The sequence below is a fragment of the Alphaproteobacteria bacterium genome, assembly GCA_019635875.1.
Lineage (GTDB): Bacteria > Pseudomonadota > Alphaproteobacteria > Reyranellales > Reyranellaceae > JAFAZJ01.
Genome location: JAHBYP010000003.1, coordinates 515,861 through 531,570, shown reverse-complemented (window position 1 = coordinate 531,570; position 15,710 = coordinate 515,861). Strand labels below are relative to the sequence as shown.

Sequence of the window (15,710 nt, the reverse complement as noted above, 5' to 3'; positions counted from 1 at the left end):
GAGGGGGGAGATGAAGCGTCGGGCGCTGCTCTTCGGATCGTTGCTGGTCGCGACGCCGAACGCGGTCGATGCGCAACAGGCAAGCCGGCGGCGAATCGGTTTCCTCTACCCGCAATCCGATCTCGGTGTGCGCCATCCGGTCGAGGGAGAGCTTGCGAAGCTTGGCTACGTCGATGGCCAAACCGCAGATTTCGTCAAGCGCTTCGCCGAAGGGAAGTTCAGTCGGTTCTCGGCCTTGGCGGCCGAGCTGCTACGGGCTGATGTCGAGATCATTGTCGCGTCGACCACGTCGGCGGCGGTGGCCGCGAAGAAGGTGACCTCCACGGTGCCGATCGTCGTGCTCTCGAGCGGTGATGCCGTCGGCACCGGTCTGGCGCAAAGCCTGGCGCGGCCGGGCGGCAACGTGACGGGCAATTCATTCTTGGGCACCGAGTTCGCGGCCAAGCAAGTCCAACTTGTGACCGAGCTGGCACCCAAGGCGCGTCGCATCGGATTCATGGCCAACAGTCGCCAGCCGCCCGAGCCCATCTTCTTCGGGCAGATGCAGGTTGCCGCGAAGAGCCTGGAGGTGGAGATCCTCTTCATTGACACGCACAGCCCGGGGGATTTCGACAATTCATTGGCTGAGGCCATAGCGCGGAAGATCGATGCGCTGATCTGTGCACCCGGCGGCTATAGCGATTGGCGCGGCGATCGAGCTGCGCTGCTTGCCGCTCTGGAACGGCGGCCATTCCTCGCGCTGCATTTCCGTCGCGAATTTCCGGAGGAGGGCGGCCTGATTTCACACGGGCCGAGCTGGGCCGCCATGAATCGACAGGCCGCGGCCTACGTCGACCGCATTCTCAAGGGCGCGCGGGCTGGCGATCTGCCGATCGTCCAGCCCACGCACTTCGAGCTCGTGGTCAACATGAAGACGGCGCGGCGCCGGGGAATCGCCATCCCATCGCTGATCCTCGCCCGCGCCGATACTGTGATCGATTAATTCCCCGGTCCGCGCTCCATCGAGTAGGGCTGCCAGCGGATCAGGTCGGTTTTCTCCAGCACCGAGGGATTGACGCAGCTGCGCGGCCAGCGGCCGCCCAGCACGGCGGCGAGCTCGTGGCCGACGCGGCGGCGGCGCGCCGGGTCGAAGCGCGAGGAGGCCGAGGCGACGTGCGCCGTGACGATCACGTTGTCCATCTTGAGGATCGGATTGTCGGGCTTGGGCGGCTCGACCTCGAGCACGTCGAGACCGGCGCCGGCGATCCAGCCCTCCTGCAGGGCGCGGATCATCGCCGCCTCGTCGACCGTGGCGCCGCGGCCGGTGTTGATGAACAGCGCCGTCTTCTTCATGGCGCGGAACTGCTTCTCGCCGAACATCCGGCGGGCGTCGACCGTCGAGGGCGCGTGCATCGAGACGATGTCGGACTGCGCCAGCACCTCGTCGTAGCTGCACGGCTCGACGCCGTACTGGCTCATCACCAGCTCCTCGACATAGGGGTCGTAGGCCAGCATGCGGAAGCCGAAGGCGCGCGCGCGTGTTGCCACGGCGCGCGCGACATGACCGAAGGCGATGAAGCCCAGGGTCTGGCCCATCAGGCGCGGGAACTGGTAGAGCATCGGCCGGCCCTTGGACCAGTTGCCGTCGCGCGCCATGCGGTCCTGCACCACCAGCCGCCGCCAGGTCGCCAGCATCAGGGTCATCGCGTGGTCGGCGACCTCCTCGATGAAGGTGTCGGGCACGTTGGTCACCGGGATGCCCTTCGTCGTCGCCGCCGCGACGTCGACCGAGTCGACGCCGACGCTGCCCAGCGAGATCACCTTGCAGCGCTCCAGCGAATCGATCACCCGCTTCGACAGCGGCCGGCCCTTGGCGTAGATCGCATCGGCGTCGTGCGCGCCGGCGATGAAGGCGTTCTCGCTGTCGGCGGCGACCTCGACGATCTCCGCGCCCATCGACGCCAGCGCCTCCATCTCGAAGGAATGGTCCACCGGCGCAGCCAGCTGCTGCGTCACGATCTTGAACTTCGCCATGTCGTTTCCCCTGTTGTGACTGCCTGATTCGGGTGGCCTCGGTGCGGCGATCATGCCGCCGCTTCACTCCAGCCGGAAGGGTGGAGGCTGGCGGCCGTCGGTGTCGGTGAAGGCGTAGTCGCGCGCCAGCTCGCCCACGGTGAACAGGCGGCCGCTGCGCTCCATGACGTCGGGATCGGCGGCCAGCGCCACCACGGCCCGGCCGGCATAGTCCGGTGATTCCAGCTTCGCCAGCGTCTCGGGATCGTCGGCCAGCGCCCGCGCCACGCGCTCGGTGCGCACGAAGCCCGGCGCCAGCGCCACGCAGGCGACCTCAGCGCCGCCGAGCTCGCGCGCCAGGCCATAGACCATGCGGATCGCGGCGGCCTTGGCGACGTCGTAGTAGAGGTTGCCGAGATACTCGTCGAAGGCCCAGGCCACGGTGTTGACGATCAGGCGCGGCCGGTCGGCGGTCTTCGGCCCGGTCATCAGCGGCAGCGCGTGGCGCGTCGTCAGGAACGTCGCCTTCAGCCCGCCGTCGAACATGCGCGTCCAGTTCTCCGAGGGCTGGCGCAGGAAGGGGGCGGCAAAGGCGGGGCCGGGATGCCGCTCGTAGCCGCCCCAGGCGTTGTTGACGAGGATGTCGATGCGCCCGTGCTCGCGCGCGATGGAAGCCATCAGCGCCTCGACCTGCTTCTCGTCGCGATGATCGCATGGTTTGCCATGGCCGCTGCCGCCGCCGGCCGCCGCGCCCGATGCGCTCACCGCCGCCGCCGCCGCCTCGACCGTGCCCGGCAGGTTCTCGGTCGTCGCCCCCGACGTGCTGCGGCCGGTGACATGCACGACGCAGCCCGCCTCGCCCAGCGCCCGGGCGATACCCAGCCCCAGGCCCCGCGTGGCGCCACTGACCAGCGCCACCGGACGCTCCTGCCCATCGCTCATGCCGACGATCCCCGACTGACGATCCCGATGCCCGGCAAGGCTATAGCACCTGCATGGCCGATGGCTATTTCCGCTCCCGTCATGCTTCGAGACGGAAGATGCGCGGCGTCCATCGAGCGAGGCTGGAGCGTGTCGAGATCAGTGGTGATGGCCCAGCCCGAGGGACGAGGAGGACTGCTATGGTTTGCGATGTCTTCCACCCGGGAGGCGGGCAGCGGATTGCTATGGTTTGCAATGATCTCAGCCGCTGGTGCGGAGCGGGTAAGCCCTTGAGTCGTCTTGCTGTTGCAAGGAAGGCGCCGTTTGGCGCGCCTGCCCACGCGCTGCAGCCGATCCCGGTCGACGGGTACGATCTCGTGAGTGCGGGACATGAGGCGGACTCCAATCGAAAGACTGGAACCGGTGTAACCCGCAACCGGCAAACCGCCTACTTCCACCCCTACGCGTGTCGAAGTTCGCCATAGAGCACTGACAGACAAGGAACTTCCCGCCTGTATCCGCTGCGATCCCTCATGCCTCCTCCCCCTTGTGGGTCGGGAAGACGGAGCAGAGGGTCTACTCCGCGGCGTGGCGCACCGGCGGTTCGGCGGCGGCCGTCGCCAGCCTGGCGCGGCGGCTGCGGAACCAGGCGCCGATATCCTCGAACGCCAGATAGACCGTGGGCGTGATGAACAGCGTCAGCAGCTGCGAGACGGCCAGGCCGCCGACCACTGCGATGCCCAGCGGCTGGCGCAGCTCGGCGCCGGCGCCCAGCGCCATGGCGATGGGCGTGGCACCGAGGATGGCGCACATCGTGGTCATCATGATCGGCCGGAAGCGCAGCACGGCGGCCTGGATCATCGCCTCCCTCGGCTCGATGCCCTGCGCCCGCCGCTCGATGGCGAAGTCGACCATCATGATGGCGTTCTTCTTGACGATGCCGATCAGCATCACCACGCCGATCATGGCGATCACCGACAGGTCCATGCCGGCAAGCTGGAGCATGACCAGCGCGCCGATGCCGGCCGAGGGCAGGCCCGACAGGATGGTCAGCGGGTGGATGAAGCTCTCGTAGAGCACGCCCAGCACGATGTAGATCACCAGCACGGCGGCGAAGAGCAGCAGGCCCTGGTTGGCGACCGCCTGCTGGAAGACCTGGGCGCTGCCCTGGAAGGTGGTGCTGATCGTCGCCGGCATGCCGATCTCGCGCGCCGCCGCCTGCACGGCCGCGACGGCCTGGCCCAGCGAGGTGCCGGGCAGGAGGTTGAACGACACGGTGACCGAGGGCAGCTGCGCCAGATGCGTCACGGTGAGCGCCGTCGGCTTCTCCGACAGGCGCGCCACCGTATCGAGCGGCACGACGCCGCCCGACGGCGTGCGCACCGTCAGTCGCCGCAGCATCTCCGAGGTGTCGGCGTATTTCGGGTCGGCCTCGAGGATCACCTGGTAAGTGTCCTGCGGCGCGTAGATGGTCGAGATCTGTCGCGTGCCGAAGGCCGAGTAGACGACGTTGCGGATCTGGTCGACGGTGAGGTTGAGCCGCGCCGCGGCGTCGCGGTCGATGTCGATGACGGCGGCGCGCGCGCGCATCTGCAGGTCGGAGTTCACGTCGACGATGCCCGGGACCGAGCGCATGCGGCCTTCGATCCTGGGTGCCCAGGTCTGCAGCGCCACGAGGTCGGGCGACTGCATGGTGAACTGGTACTGGGCGCGCGACTGGGTCGTGCCGAGAATGATCGACTGGACCGGCTGGTAGAAGATCGAGATGCCGGGAACCTGCGAGGTGGCGCGGCGCAGCCGGGCGATGACCTCGCCGGCGCCGGCCTTGCGCGCGGGCTTGTCGCGCAGGGCGATGAACAGGCGTCCGGAGTTCTGCGTGTTGGCGGCGTTGCCGCCGCCCACCGTCGACATCACCGACACCACGTCGGGATCGGCGCGCACGATCTCGGCAAGGCGCGTCTGGCGCTCGACCATGGCGGCGAACGAGGCGTCGTCGGGCCCGACCGTCGACGCCGTCAGCAGGCCGATATCCTCCTGCGGGAAGAATCCCTTGGGGATGGTCTGGAAGAGCACGACCGTCAGGACGAAAGTGCCCAGCGTCGTCGCCAGCATCAGCCTGGAATGCGCAACGGTCCAGCGCACCGCGTGGCCGTAGAGGCGCGTGAGCCAGGTGAAGCCGATGTCGAACAGGCGCACCGGCAGGGGCAGGCGGGCGTGATGATCGGGCCGCTTCAGCATGCGCGCGCACAGCATCGGCGTGAGCGTCAGCGAGACGACGCCGGAGATCAGGATCGCCATCGAGATCACCATGCCGAACTCGGCGAACATGCGGCCGACGACGCCGCCCATGAACAGCACCGGGATGAACACCGCGACCAGCGACAGCGTCATCGAGACGATGGTGAAGGCGACTTCCTTGGAGCCGACGAAGGCGGCCTCCCGGGGGTCCATGCCCTGCTCGACATGGCGCATGATGTTCTCGAGCATGACGATGGCGTCGTCGACGACGAAGCCCACCGCCAGGGTGAGCGCCAGCAGCGAGATATTGTTGATCGAGTAGCCCAGCAGGTGCATGCCGGCGAAGGTGCCGATCAGCGAGATCGGCAGCGCCAGGGCCGGGATGATCGTGGCGCGGACGCTGCGCAGGAAGAGGTAGATGACGATGATCACGAGGACGACGGCGATCGCCAGCGTCTCCTGGACGTCGTGAATCGAGTCGCGGATCGAGCGTGAGCGGTCGTTCAGCACCCTGATCTCGATGTCGCGCGGCAACTCGGCCTGGATCTGCGGCAGCATGGCGCGAACGCGATCGACGACCTCGACCGTGTTGGCGCCGGGCTGACGGTAGACGCCCAGCACGATGGCGCGCTCGCCGTCGAGCCAGCTGGCGACGCGGGTGTTCTCGACGCTGTCGATGGCTGTGGCGACATCGGCGATGCGCACCGGCGCGCCGTTCTGCCAGGCCACGACGAGCGGCATGTACTGCGCGGCGCGCGACACCGGGCCGGTGGCGTCGAGGATGGCGTTGCGGCCGCCCTGCGGCACGGTGCCCAGCGGCCGGTTGGAGTTGGCGGTCGCCAGCGCCGCCTGCACGTCGGACAGGCTCAGGCCGCGGGCGGCGAGCTGGTCGAGGTCGGCGCGCACGCGCACGGCGTATTTCTGGCCGCCGAACACCAGTACCTGGGCGACGCCGGGCAGTGTGGAGATGCGCGGCAGGATGCTCGATTGGGCGAAGGCGTCGATGTCGGACAGCCGCGTGTTGGGCGAGCGCAGCGCCAGGAGGATGATGGCGAAGTCGCCCGGGTTGACCTTGCGGAAGCTGGGCGGCGTCGTCATGTCGGCGGGCAGTCGCCGCAGCGCCGTGCCGATCGCCGTCTGCACGTCGAGCGCGGCGCCGTCGATGTCGCGGTTGAGGTCGAACTGCAGGGTGATGGAGGTGTTGTCCAGCGTCGACACCGAGGTCATCGTCGAGACGCCGGAGATGGTCGAGAGCTGGCGCTCGAGGATGCCGGCGACCGAGGAAGCCATGGTCTCGGGGCTGGCGCCGGGCAGGGTGGCCTGCACCTGGATGGTCGGGAAATCGACGCGCGGGATGGCGGCGACCGGCAGCTGGCCGTAGCCGAACATGCCGGCGGCGAGGAACGAGACCATCATCAGGATGGTCATCACCGGCCGCCGGATGCAGACATGCGAAATCATGTCGTCGTCTCCGTGATCATCCTTCCCCCCGCCTTGGCGGCAGGGCGATCGCATGTTGCGCTTTGCTCCCTCTCCCCGCTTGCGGGGAGAGGGTTGGGGTGAGGGGCTGCATCGAGCGGCGCACCACCATCGTGCGCAACCTCAATCGACCCCTCACCCCGACCCTCTCCCCGCAAGCGGGGAGAGGGAGTGACGTCCCTCGCTGAAACGCCCTATGCGACCAAGGATCAATTCCTCGCCTCCGCCGGCTGCTTGCCGGACGCCGGCTTGCCGCTGCCCGGCGGGCGCGGCGTGATGATGCTGACAGCGACGCCGTCGGCCAGGCGCAGCTGGCCGCTGGTGACGACCTGCTCGCCGCCGTTGAGGCCGGAGGCCACCACGACTTCCTCGCCGATGGTGCGCGCCACCTTGATCGGCACGACCACCGCGCGATTGCCGCGCACGACGAAGACGAATGGGCCGGCCTGGCCGATCTGCAGGGCCGAGGCCGGCATGGTCACGGCATTGGCGTCGACGCCCAGCACGATGCGGGCCGGCACGAAGGCGCCCGGCCACAGCCGCTCGGCGGTGTTGGTCATGCTCGCCTTGGCGGTCACCGTGCCGGTGGCGAGATCCATGGCGTTCTCGATGAAGGCGATCTCGCCCACCGACATCGACTCGCCCGTGCCGGCTTCGACGCGCACAGGGCCGCGCTCCAGCACGGCGCGCACCTCGGCCAGCGCCGGGGCGGGCACCGAGAAGGCGATGTAGATCGGGTCCATCTGGTTGACGACGGCGAGGCTTTGCGTGTCGGCCATGCGCACCACAGCGCCGGGCTTGGCGGCGATCGAGCCGATGCGACCGGTCACCGGGGAGCGGATCTCGGTGTAGGTGAGCTGCGCGGCGACGTTGGCCAGCGCCGCCCGGTCGAAGGCGAGCTGCGCCTCGAGCGCCTTCAGCGCCGTGGCCGCGGTGTCGCGCTGCACCGCGCTGGTGACACCCTTGCCGGCGAGATCCTCGGCCCGCGCCAGATCGCGCCTTGCCTGCTCGATCTGCGCCATGTCCTTGGCGATCTGCGCCGTGATCTGCTCGCTCTGGGCGCGCAGCTGGCGCGAGTCCAAGGTGAACAGCAGGTCGCCTTCCTTCACGCGCGCGCCCTCGGCGACGTGGACCCGCATCACCTGGCTGTCGAGCCGCGCCTTGATGGCGATCGAGGCGATCGGCTGCACCGTGCCCACCGCGTCGATCAGCTGCGGCATCGGCTTGCGCGCGACGGTGCCGATCTCGACCGGCACGGCCTGGCCGCCGCGCGGCTGGGCAGCGCCCGGAGCGTTCGCCGCGGCCTTGCCCTGGGAGGCTTTACCCGGCGCCATGCCGATCCAGCCCGGCTTGTAGAGCCAGACCCCGGTGCCGGTGGCGAGCAGCGCCCCGACGACGGCGATGACCACAGCGCGCTTCATCTGGCGCCTCCTCGTGCGCCTGCGGCGTCATTGATGGCGTGCTTGCGGAACATCGGCCGGATTCGCGCCCCGGTCTCGTCGGCCTCGACGAACAGCGTGGTGACGGCGCGCGCCACCGCTTCATCGTCATAGTCGGCGCTGGTCGTGCCGCTCCACACCATGCCGATGATCAGCTTCGCCGCCAGCTTCGGGTCGTCGAGACGCAACGTGCCGGCGGCGCGGGCGCGTCCAAGCACGCCGGCGATGCGCGCCTCGATGCGGCCGCGGCGCTGCCTGAGGATGCGCCGGCGCAGGCGGTCGGCGCCGCTCGCGGCGTCGCTCAGCGCCCTGAGCGAGACGACGTGCTCGCGGAACATGGCGGCGAGGGGACGCAACATTCCGAGCAGCGTCTCGGCGTGGCCGTGGGTGGCCGCCTCGGCGACATCGAGGCGGGCCTCCAGCGTGTCGAGCGCGTCGACGAAGACCGCCTCGAACAAGGCGTCCTTGCCGGCGAAGTAGCGGTACAGGGTGGGCTTTCCGGCACCGGCCTCGCGGGCGATGTCGTCCATCGAGGTCGCCTCGAAGCCACGCGCGGCGAACTGCCTGGCGGCGGCGTCTATCAGCCGACGCCGGCGCAGGCTGCGCCATCGTTCCTCGGATCCAGTCGTCATCACCCCGCCAGCAAACTGGAACTCCCCGGTTCTATTTGGTACGGGCCGGTTTCATTTGGCAAGGGCGGCAGGACGGCATTGCGTAACGCCATGTTACATGGGAGCCATGACCATGCTGACACGACCCATTCCCGCCACCGGCGAGCCCCTGCCGGCGATCGGTTGCGGCACCTGGCGCGGCTTCGACGTCGGTTCGGACCCGGCGGCGCGCGCTTCGCTGGCCGGCGTGCTGCAGGCGCTGTTCGAGGCCGGCGGCTCGGTGGTCGATTCCTCGCCGATGTACGGCCGCGCCGAGGCGGTGAGCGGCGATCTGCTGGCGGCGCAGGGCTGGCGGCCCAGAGCGTTCCTCGCCACCAAGGTCTGGACACGCGGCCGTGAGGCCGGGGTCTGCGAGATGCAGCGCTCGATGGCGCTGATGAAGAGCGGCCCGACCATCGACCTGATCCAGGTGCACAATCTCGTCGACTGGCGCGTGCACCTGGAGACGCTGCGGACATGGAAGGCCGAGGGCCGCGTGCGCTATCTCGGCATCACCCATTACACGCCCTCGGCGCATGACGAGCTCGAGTCGGTGATGCGCGCGGCAGTGCCCGATTTCGTCCAGCTCGACTACGCGCTGGACGACCGCGCCGCCGAGCGCCGGCTGCTGCCGCTGGCGGCGGAACTGGGCATCGCGGTGCTGGTCAACCGGCCGCTGGGCGGCGGCGGGCTGGCGCGCCGCCTGCAGGGCCGCGCCCTGCCCGATTGGGCGGCCGCGATCGGCTGCACGAGCTGGCCGCAGATCCTGCTCAAGTTCGTGCTCGCCCATCCCGCGGTGACCTGCGCCATCCCCGGGACTGCCAATCCCGCGCACATGCGGGACAATGCCCAGGCCGGCACGGGCGCGCTGCCCGACGCGGCGCTGATCCGGCGGATGGTCGAGGCGATCGCATGACGATCCTCGAGCGGCCGCAGGGCGACCTCTACTACGACGTCTGCGACATCGTTCCGCCCTGGGTGACGGCGAAGGAGACGATCCTCTTCCTCAATGGCCTGGCGATCGACTCGGACATCTGGGTGACGTGGCTGCCCGAGCTGGCCGGCCGCTATCGTGTCGTGCGCGTCGATCTGCGCGGCTTCGGTCGTTCCTTCGTGCCGAAGAAGGCCGCGCCGTGGTCGATCGAGCTGATCGTCGGCGATGTCCTCGACGTGATGAAGGCGGTGGACGCCGAACGCGTGCATTTCGTCGGCGAGTCGACCGGCGGCACGGTTGGCATACATATGGCGGCACATCACCCCGAGGCCCTGGCCAGCGTCACCACGGTTTCCGCGGCGCATCGCGGTGGCGCGATCCAGCGTTCCAAGGCTTTGCGTGACGACGTCGAGCGTCTGGGCATGGAAAAGTGGTCCGAGACCCTGATGCCGCTGCGCTTCCGTCCTGGCGGCGTGTCCGAGCCGATGGCGCGCTGGTTTCACGATGTGCAGCGCAAGTCAGCGCCGCACGCCTGCGCCGACCTCGTCGACATGCTGGTCGGCGCCGATCTCACGGCGGCGCTGCCGACCATTCGGGTGCCGATGCTGATCCTGGCGCCCGACGACAGCCCGTTCGTCGCCGTCGAGCAGCAGGTCGAGCGCCTGCGCGCGGTATCGGGCAGCGAGCTTCAGGTGATCGCCGGTGCGCGTCACGGGTTGGCATCGTCGCACGGACCCCAGTGTGCTCGCATATTGCGCGATTTCCTGAGCCGGCGTGTCACGCCGTAGGCGCAGAAATCCGTCGGCCGGCGAGGCCGCGAAATGCGCACGACCATGACAGCGCGCAGGGCACGCAGTGCCCTAGCCTGACCGCCGCATTCGCGGAGGTCGTGTGGCTCGCGCCAGATCAGCTCCTCGCCGCCTCGATATTGGCGCTGCGCAGCGGCACGCCGAACTCGCGCTGGCAGATCTCGGCCAGCTTGGCGACGCCGGCACGGATCGTGTCGTGGTCGGGGTTGGCAAAGCACAGGCGCAGGCGGCATTTCGCGCGTGCCTTGTCGGTCGACCATTCCGGGCCGGGGTTCAGCGCCACGCCCTCGGCCAGCGCCACCTGGCCCAGCTTCACCGTATCGACGGAGTCGGGCAGCTTGATCCACAGGAAGATGCCGCCCGGCGGATCGTCGAACTCCGCCGCGGTGCCGAAACGCTCCGACAGCGATTCCATCAACGTCTCGAGCTTGCCGCGCAACGCCTTGGACAGCGTCGGCACGTGGTCATGGAAATGGTCCTGGCAGAACTCGGCCAGCACCATCTGGTCGAGCGCGCCCGAACCGCCGTCGGTCTTCAGCGCCTGCATGCGCGAGAGCAGGTCGGGACGCGCGACGATGTAGCCGATGCGGAAGGCCGGCGCGATCGACTTGGAGAAAGAGCCGATATGGATGACGTTGTCGGTCTTCGTCATGGCGTAGATCGCCGGCGGCCGCGCGCCGGCCCACACCAGGTCCGAGTAGCATTCATCCTCGAAGATCGGCACGCCATGCGCCTCGGCGATCTTCAGGATCGCCGCGCGCCGTGCCTCGCTCATGACCGCGCCGGTCGGATTCTGCACCGTGGGGATGGTGTAGATGTATTTCGGCTTCACGCCCTTCGCCGCGAGGTCGGCGAGCGCCTTGTCGAGCGCCTCGGGGATCAGGCCCTCCTTGTCGAGCGGCACGCCGACGATGTTGACCTTGAGCCGGTTCAGGCGCGTGAGCGCGCCGCCATAGGTGTCGCGCTCGATCAGCACCGTGTCGCCCGGCGTCAGCAGGATGCCGTTGACCAGGTCGAGGCCCTGCAGCGAGCCGTTGGTGATCAGGATGTCGTCGGGCGAGCAGGCGATGGCGGCGTGGCGCTTCATCTTGGCCGACAGGAACTCGCGCAGCGGCCGGTAGCCGAGCGGGCCGCTCTGCATGCCGTAGGTCGCCAGGGTGCGGCCTTCGCGCCGCAGCACGGCGTTGGCCGCCGCCGTCAATGCGTCGACGGGAATCTGCGCCGGATCGTTGTGGCCGCCGACGAAGTTGTAGCGCGGGAAACCGTTGAACTTCGCCGCCGGCGGCGGTAGGTCGGGGGCCAGCAGCGGCGTGAAATCGAAGGCGGGCATCGCGAGCGCTTCCTCATGTTTGCCGAATGGATTGAACCGATCATGACAGGAAAATCGACCGGTGCAGTCCTGCAATCGGCGGAAAGCTGACGATCACGCGTTGACCGCGACGCGCCGAACTGATGTGATCAGTGTTGGCATGCGTCTTGCCGGGAGACAGGGCGCTGACGGACAACAAATGGATGGACCAGGAGGGTTTCGGTCATGGAAGAGCGTGAACTGCGCGGTTTGATTGACCGCGTCAAGAAGGGCTCGCTGTCGCGACGTTCCTTCGTGCGCAGGATGGCCGCCGTCGGACTGACCGCGCCGCTGGCGACGCAGCTGCTCGCCGCGGGCGGCGTGGCGATGGCGCAGTCGCGGGCCGCCTACAAACCGACCAAGCGCGGCGGCGGCGGCACGCTGAAGGTGCTGTGGTGGCAGGGCCCGACCCTGCTGAACCCGCATTTCGCCGTCGGTACCAAGGACCAGGACGGCTCGCGCATCTTCTACGAGCCGCTCGCGGCATGGGATCCGGAAGGCAATCTCAAGCCCAAGCTGGCGGCGGAAATTCCCAGCCGCGAGAACGGCGGGCTGGCGGCCGACGGCAAGTCGGTGATCTGGAAGCTGAAGCAGGGCGTGAAGTGGCACGACGGCAAGCCGTTCACCGCCGACGACGTGGTGTTCAACTGGCAATACTCCAGCGACCCGGCGACCGCGGCGGTGACCAGCGGCACCTACAAGGACATCAAGGTCGAGAAGGTCGACGACTTCACGGTCAAGGTGATCTTCGACAAGCCGACGCCGTTCTGGGCCGACGCGTTCGTCGGCACGCGCGGCATGATCATCCCCAAGCACCTGTTCGCCGACTATATCGGCAGCAAGTCGCGCGAGGCGCCGACCAACCTCAAGCCGGTCGGCACCGGCCCGTACATGTTCAAGGACTTCAAGCCGGGCGACGCAGTCTCGGGCGTCATCAACCCGAACTACCACCAGCCCAACAAGCCGTACTTCGACGCCATCGAGCTGAAGGGCGGCGGTGACGCGGTCTCAGCGGCGCGCGCCGTGCTGCAGACCGGCGAGTACGACTTCGCCTGGAACCTGCAGGTCGAGGACGAGATCCTCCAGCGCCTGGAGAAGGGCGGCAAGGGCCGGGTCAACATCGCGCCCACCGGCAACATCGAGCACATCCAGGTCAACCAGACCGACCCGTGGACCGAGGTCGACGGCGAGCGCTCGAGCCTGAAGAGCAAGCATCCGACCCTGTCGGACAGGGCCGTCGCCCAGGCGCTCGCCCTGCTGGTCGATCGCGACTCGGTCGAGAAGCACATCTACGGGCGCACCGGCCCGGCGACGGCGAACTTCGTCAACAACCCGGAGCGCTTCCGCTCGAAGAACACGGTGAAGGAATTCAGCATCGAGAAGGCCAACGACATCCTCGAGAAGGCCGGCTGGAAGAAGGGTTCCGACGGCATCCGGGCGAAGGATGGCAAGAAGCTGAAATTCGTCTACCAGACCTCGATCAACCAGCCGCGCCAGAAGACGCAGGCGATCGTCAAGCAGGCCTGCCAGAAGGCCGGCATCGACATCGAGATCAAGGCGGTGACGGCTTCGGTGTACTTCTCGTCGGACGTCGCCAACCCCGACACCTACACCAAGTTCTTCACCGACCTGCAGATGTACACGACGACCATGTCGCAGCCCGACCCCGAGGTCTTCCTGCTGCAGTTCACGTCGTGGGAGGTCGCCACCAAGGAGAACAAGTGGCAGGGCCGCAACATCACGCGCTGGCGCAGCGAGGAGTACGACAAGATCTACAGGCAGGCCCAGGTCGAGCTCGACCCGGTCAAGCGGGCCGGGATGCTGATCGCCTGCCAGGATCTTGCCGTGAAGAACCAGGTCGTCATCCCCGTCGTCTACCGGCCGGGCGTGTCGGGCTCCAGCAACCAGCTGCGCAATGTCATCAGCGGCTGGGACAACAACACCTGGGATCTCTCCGACTGGTACAAGGAAGCCTGAGACCAGCAGCGTGATCCACGTGAGCGATGAGCGGAGGCGCCGGTGTCAAGGCAGTACCTGATCCGGCGCCTCCTGATCGCCATCCCGGCCCTGTTCGGCATCAGCGTGGTGCTGTTCGGGGTGCTGGCGATGGCGCCGGGCGATCCCTTCGAGGAACTGGCGATGAATCCGGCGATCCCGCCGGAGGTTCGCATGGCCTTGCGCGCCAAGTTCGGGCTCGATGACCCGGTCTGGCTGCGTTACATCCACTGGCTGGGGGCGATGCTCCAGGGCGACTGGGGGTTCTCCTTCACCAGCCGCATGGATGTCGATCAGCTGATCCTGCAGCGTCTGCCGACCACCCTGGTGGTGATCGGTTCCTCGCAGATCCTCGCCATCGTCGTCGCCATTCCGATCGGCGTGCTGGCCGCGACGCGGCCGTACTCGCTGTTCGACCAGGTGGCCAACACCTTCGCCTTCATCGGCTTCTCGCTGCCGACCTTCTTCACCGGCCTGCTGCTGATCCTGCTGTTCAGCATCCAGCTCGACTGGCTGCCCTTTGTCTACCGCGCCGACATCCCCGGATCGGGCCTGCCGTGGATCTGGGAGCACATCAAGCAGTCGATCATGCCGGTCGCGGTGCTGGGCCTGTTCCAGGGCGCCTCGCTGGTACGATATGTGCGTTCCGCCGTGCTCGACGTGATCAAGCTCGACTACGTCACCACCGCCCGGTCCAAGGGCATCGGCGAGCGCAAGGTGATCACCAAGCATGTCGTGCGCAACGCGCTGATCCCCGTGGTCACGCTGGTGGCGCTGCAGATGCCCATCGTCTTCGGCGGCGCCATCGTCACCGAGCAGATCTTCCGCGTGCCCGGCATCGGCTCGCTGCTGATCTCGGCCATGCTGTCGAACGACACCCCGGTGGTCATGGGTGTCACCTTCGTGTTCGCCTGCCTCGTCATCCTCTTCAACCTCATCGCAGACATCCTCTATGGCTGGCTCGACCCCCGCATCGCTTTCCGCTGAGGCGCCGGCGGCCGTCGCCGCCGCCCGGCCCGCGCCGCACTTCTCGCCGGCGGCCGACGCCTGGCGTCGCTTCCGCCGTCACCGGCTGGCCGTGGTCAGCCTCGGCGTCCTGCTGCTGATGGTGCTCGCCATCTTGCTCGGACCCCTGGTCTGGCGGCTGCCGATCAACGAGATCGACTTCGGTGCCAAGCTGGAGGGGCCCTCGCTTGCCCATCCGCTGGGCACCGACGATCTCGGCCAGGATTTGCTGGCGCGGCTGCTCTATGGCGGGCGCATCTCGCTCGCCGTCGGTCTGGCGGCGATGGTCGTCGCCGTCTCGGTCGGCATACTGATCGGCGCCATATCGGGCATGTCGAGCGGCCGCGTCGATGCCTTCCTGATGTGGCTGACCGATCTGTTCCTGTCGCTGCCGGCGCTGCCGCTGCTGCTGCTGGTGATCTATCTGTTCCGCGACAAGCTCAAGGCCGTGATGGGCCCCGAGGGCGGAACCTTCGTGCTGATCATCATCGTCATCGGCGGCCTGCGCTGGATGCCGGTGGCGCGGCTGGTGCGGGCCCAGTTCCTGTCCCTGCGCGAGAAGGAGTTCGTCGAGGCCGCGCGCGCGCTGGGTGCATCGAAGGCGCGCATGGTGGTCCGCCATATCCTGCCCAACGCGCTGGGTCCGGTGATCGTCGCCGGGACCATCGACGTGGCCGCCGCGATCATCGCCGAATCGACGCTCAGCTTCCTGGGTCTCGGCTTCCCGCCGGACATCCCGACCTGGGGCCGCGTGCTGTTCGACGCCAAGGACTATCTCGATATCGCGCCGCACTGGGCCCTGTTTCCCGGCACCGCGATCTTCCTGGCCGTGCTCGCCATCAATTTCATCGGCGACGGCCTGCGCGACGCCCTCGATCCGCGCCGGGTGATTGGATGAGC

General features: G+C 68.1%; 12 protein-coding genes. 6 read left to right on the top strand and 6 right to left on the bottom strand.

Translation table 11 applies throughout. The features are described 5' to 3' along the window. Positions 1 to 10: 10 nt before the first annotated feature. Positions 11 to 982 carry an ABC transporter substrate-binding protein gene (locus tag KF889_13785; protein ID MBX3500514.1) on the top strand — a complete coding sequence of 324 codons (972 nt, stop codon included), beginning with the start codon at positions 11 to 13 and terminating at the stop codon, positions 980 to 982. On the opposite strand, the gene KF889_13780 is transcribed toward KF889_13785, so the two are convergent. The 5 genes from KF889_13780 to KF889_13760 all read right to left on the bottom strand — a co-directional run bounded on the left by KF889_13780 (position 979) and on the right by KF889_13760 (position 8,701). Continuing rightward, positions 979 to 2,013 carry a C-terminal binding protein gene (locus KF889_13780; protein MBX3500513.1) on the bottom strand — a complete coding sequence of 345 codons (1,035 nt, stop codon included), beginning with the start codon at positions 2,011 to 2,013 and terminating at the stop codon, positions 979 to 981. The genes KF889_13785 and KF889_13780 overlap by 4 nt on opposite strands. Positions 2,014 to 2,076: 63 nt before the next feature. Then, a complete protein-coding gene (locus KF889_13775; protein MBX3500512.1) occupies positions 2,077 to 2,934 on the bottom strand; it encodes an SDR family NAD(P)-dependent oxidoreductase in 858 nt (285 codons plus the stop codon). 555 nt (positions 2,935 to 3,489) lie between these two features. Beyond that, positions 3,490 to 6,612 (bottom strand): efflux RND transporter permease subunit, encoded by a 3,123-nt coding sequence (locus KF889_13770; GenBank protein ID MBX3500511.1) that lies wholly within the window; start codon positions 6,610 to 6,612, stop codon positions 3,490 to 3,492. 227 nt (positions 6,613 to 6,839) lie between these two features. Next, entirely contained in the window at positions 6,840 to 8,051 is a 1,212-nt protein-coding gene (locus tag KF889_13765) for an efflux RND transporter periplasmic adaptor subunit (protein ID MBX3500510.1), read from the bottom strand. Next, positions 8,048 to 8,701 carry a helix-turn-helix transcriptional regulator gene (locus KF889_13760; GenBank protein ID MBX3500509.1) on the bottom strand — a complete coding sequence of 218 codons (654 nt, stop codon included), beginning with the start codon at positions 8,699 to 8,701 and terminating at the stop codon, positions 8,048 to 8,050. Before KF889_13760 ends, KF889_13765 begins: the two co-directional genes overlap by 4 nt. A gap of 112 nt (positions 8,702 to 8,813) precedes the next feature. Between KF889_13760 and KF889_13755 the strand changes: the two genes are divergently transcribed. Together KF889_13755 and KF889_13750 are read left to right on the top strand one after the other, a co-directional pair. Beyond that, positions 8,814 to 9,635, top strand: coding sequence for an aldo/keto reductase (locus KF889_13755; protein ID MBX3500508.1), 822 nt, complete (start codon positions 8,814 to 8,816; stop codon positions 9,633 to 9,635). Next, positions 9,632 to 10,441, top strand: coding sequence for an alpha/beta fold hydrolase (locus KF889_13750; protein ID MBX3500507.1), 810 nt, complete (start codon positions 9,632 to 9,634; stop codon positions 10,439 to 10,441). Before KF889_13755 ends, KF889_13750 begins: the two co-directional genes overlap by 4 nt. A 118-nt stretch (positions 10,442 to 10,559) precedes the next feature. Here KF889_13750 and KF889_13745 read toward each other — a convergent pair whose 3' ends face one another. Beyond that, entirely contained in the window at positions 10,560 to 11,792 is a 1,233-nt protein-coding gene (locus KF889_13745; GenBank protein ID MBX3500506.1) for a PLP-dependent aminotransferase family protein, read from the bottom strand. 204 nt (positions 11,793 to 11,996) lie between these two features. Between KF889_13745 and KF889_13740 the strand changes: the two genes are divergently transcribed. From KF889_13740 to KF889_13730, 3 genes are all read left to right on the top strand, one after another. Next, positions 11,997 to 13,787: a peptide ABC transporter substrate-binding protein gene (locus KF889_13740; GenBank protein ID MBX3500505.1), complete on the top strand. Its 1,791-nt coding sequence runs from the start codon at positions 11,997 to 11,999 to the stop codon at positions 13,785 to 13,787. A 129-nt stretch (positions 13,788 to 13,916) separates the two neighbouring features. Beyond that, positions 13,917 to 14,792 carry an ABC transporter permease gene (locus tag KF889_13735; GenBank protein MBX3500504.1) on the top strand — a complete coding sequence of 292 codons (876 nt, stop codon included), beginning with the start codon at positions 13,917 to 13,919 and terminating at the stop codon, positions 14,790 to 14,792. After that, positions 14,758 to 15,708: an ABC transporter permease gene (locus KF889_13730; protein MBX3500503.1), complete on the top strand. Its 951-nt coding sequence runs from the start codon at positions 14,758 to 14,760 to the stop codon at positions 15,706 to 15,708. Before KF889_13735 ends, KF889_13730 begins: the two co-directional genes overlap by 35 nt. Positions 15,709 to 15,710: the final 2 nt, after the last annotated feature.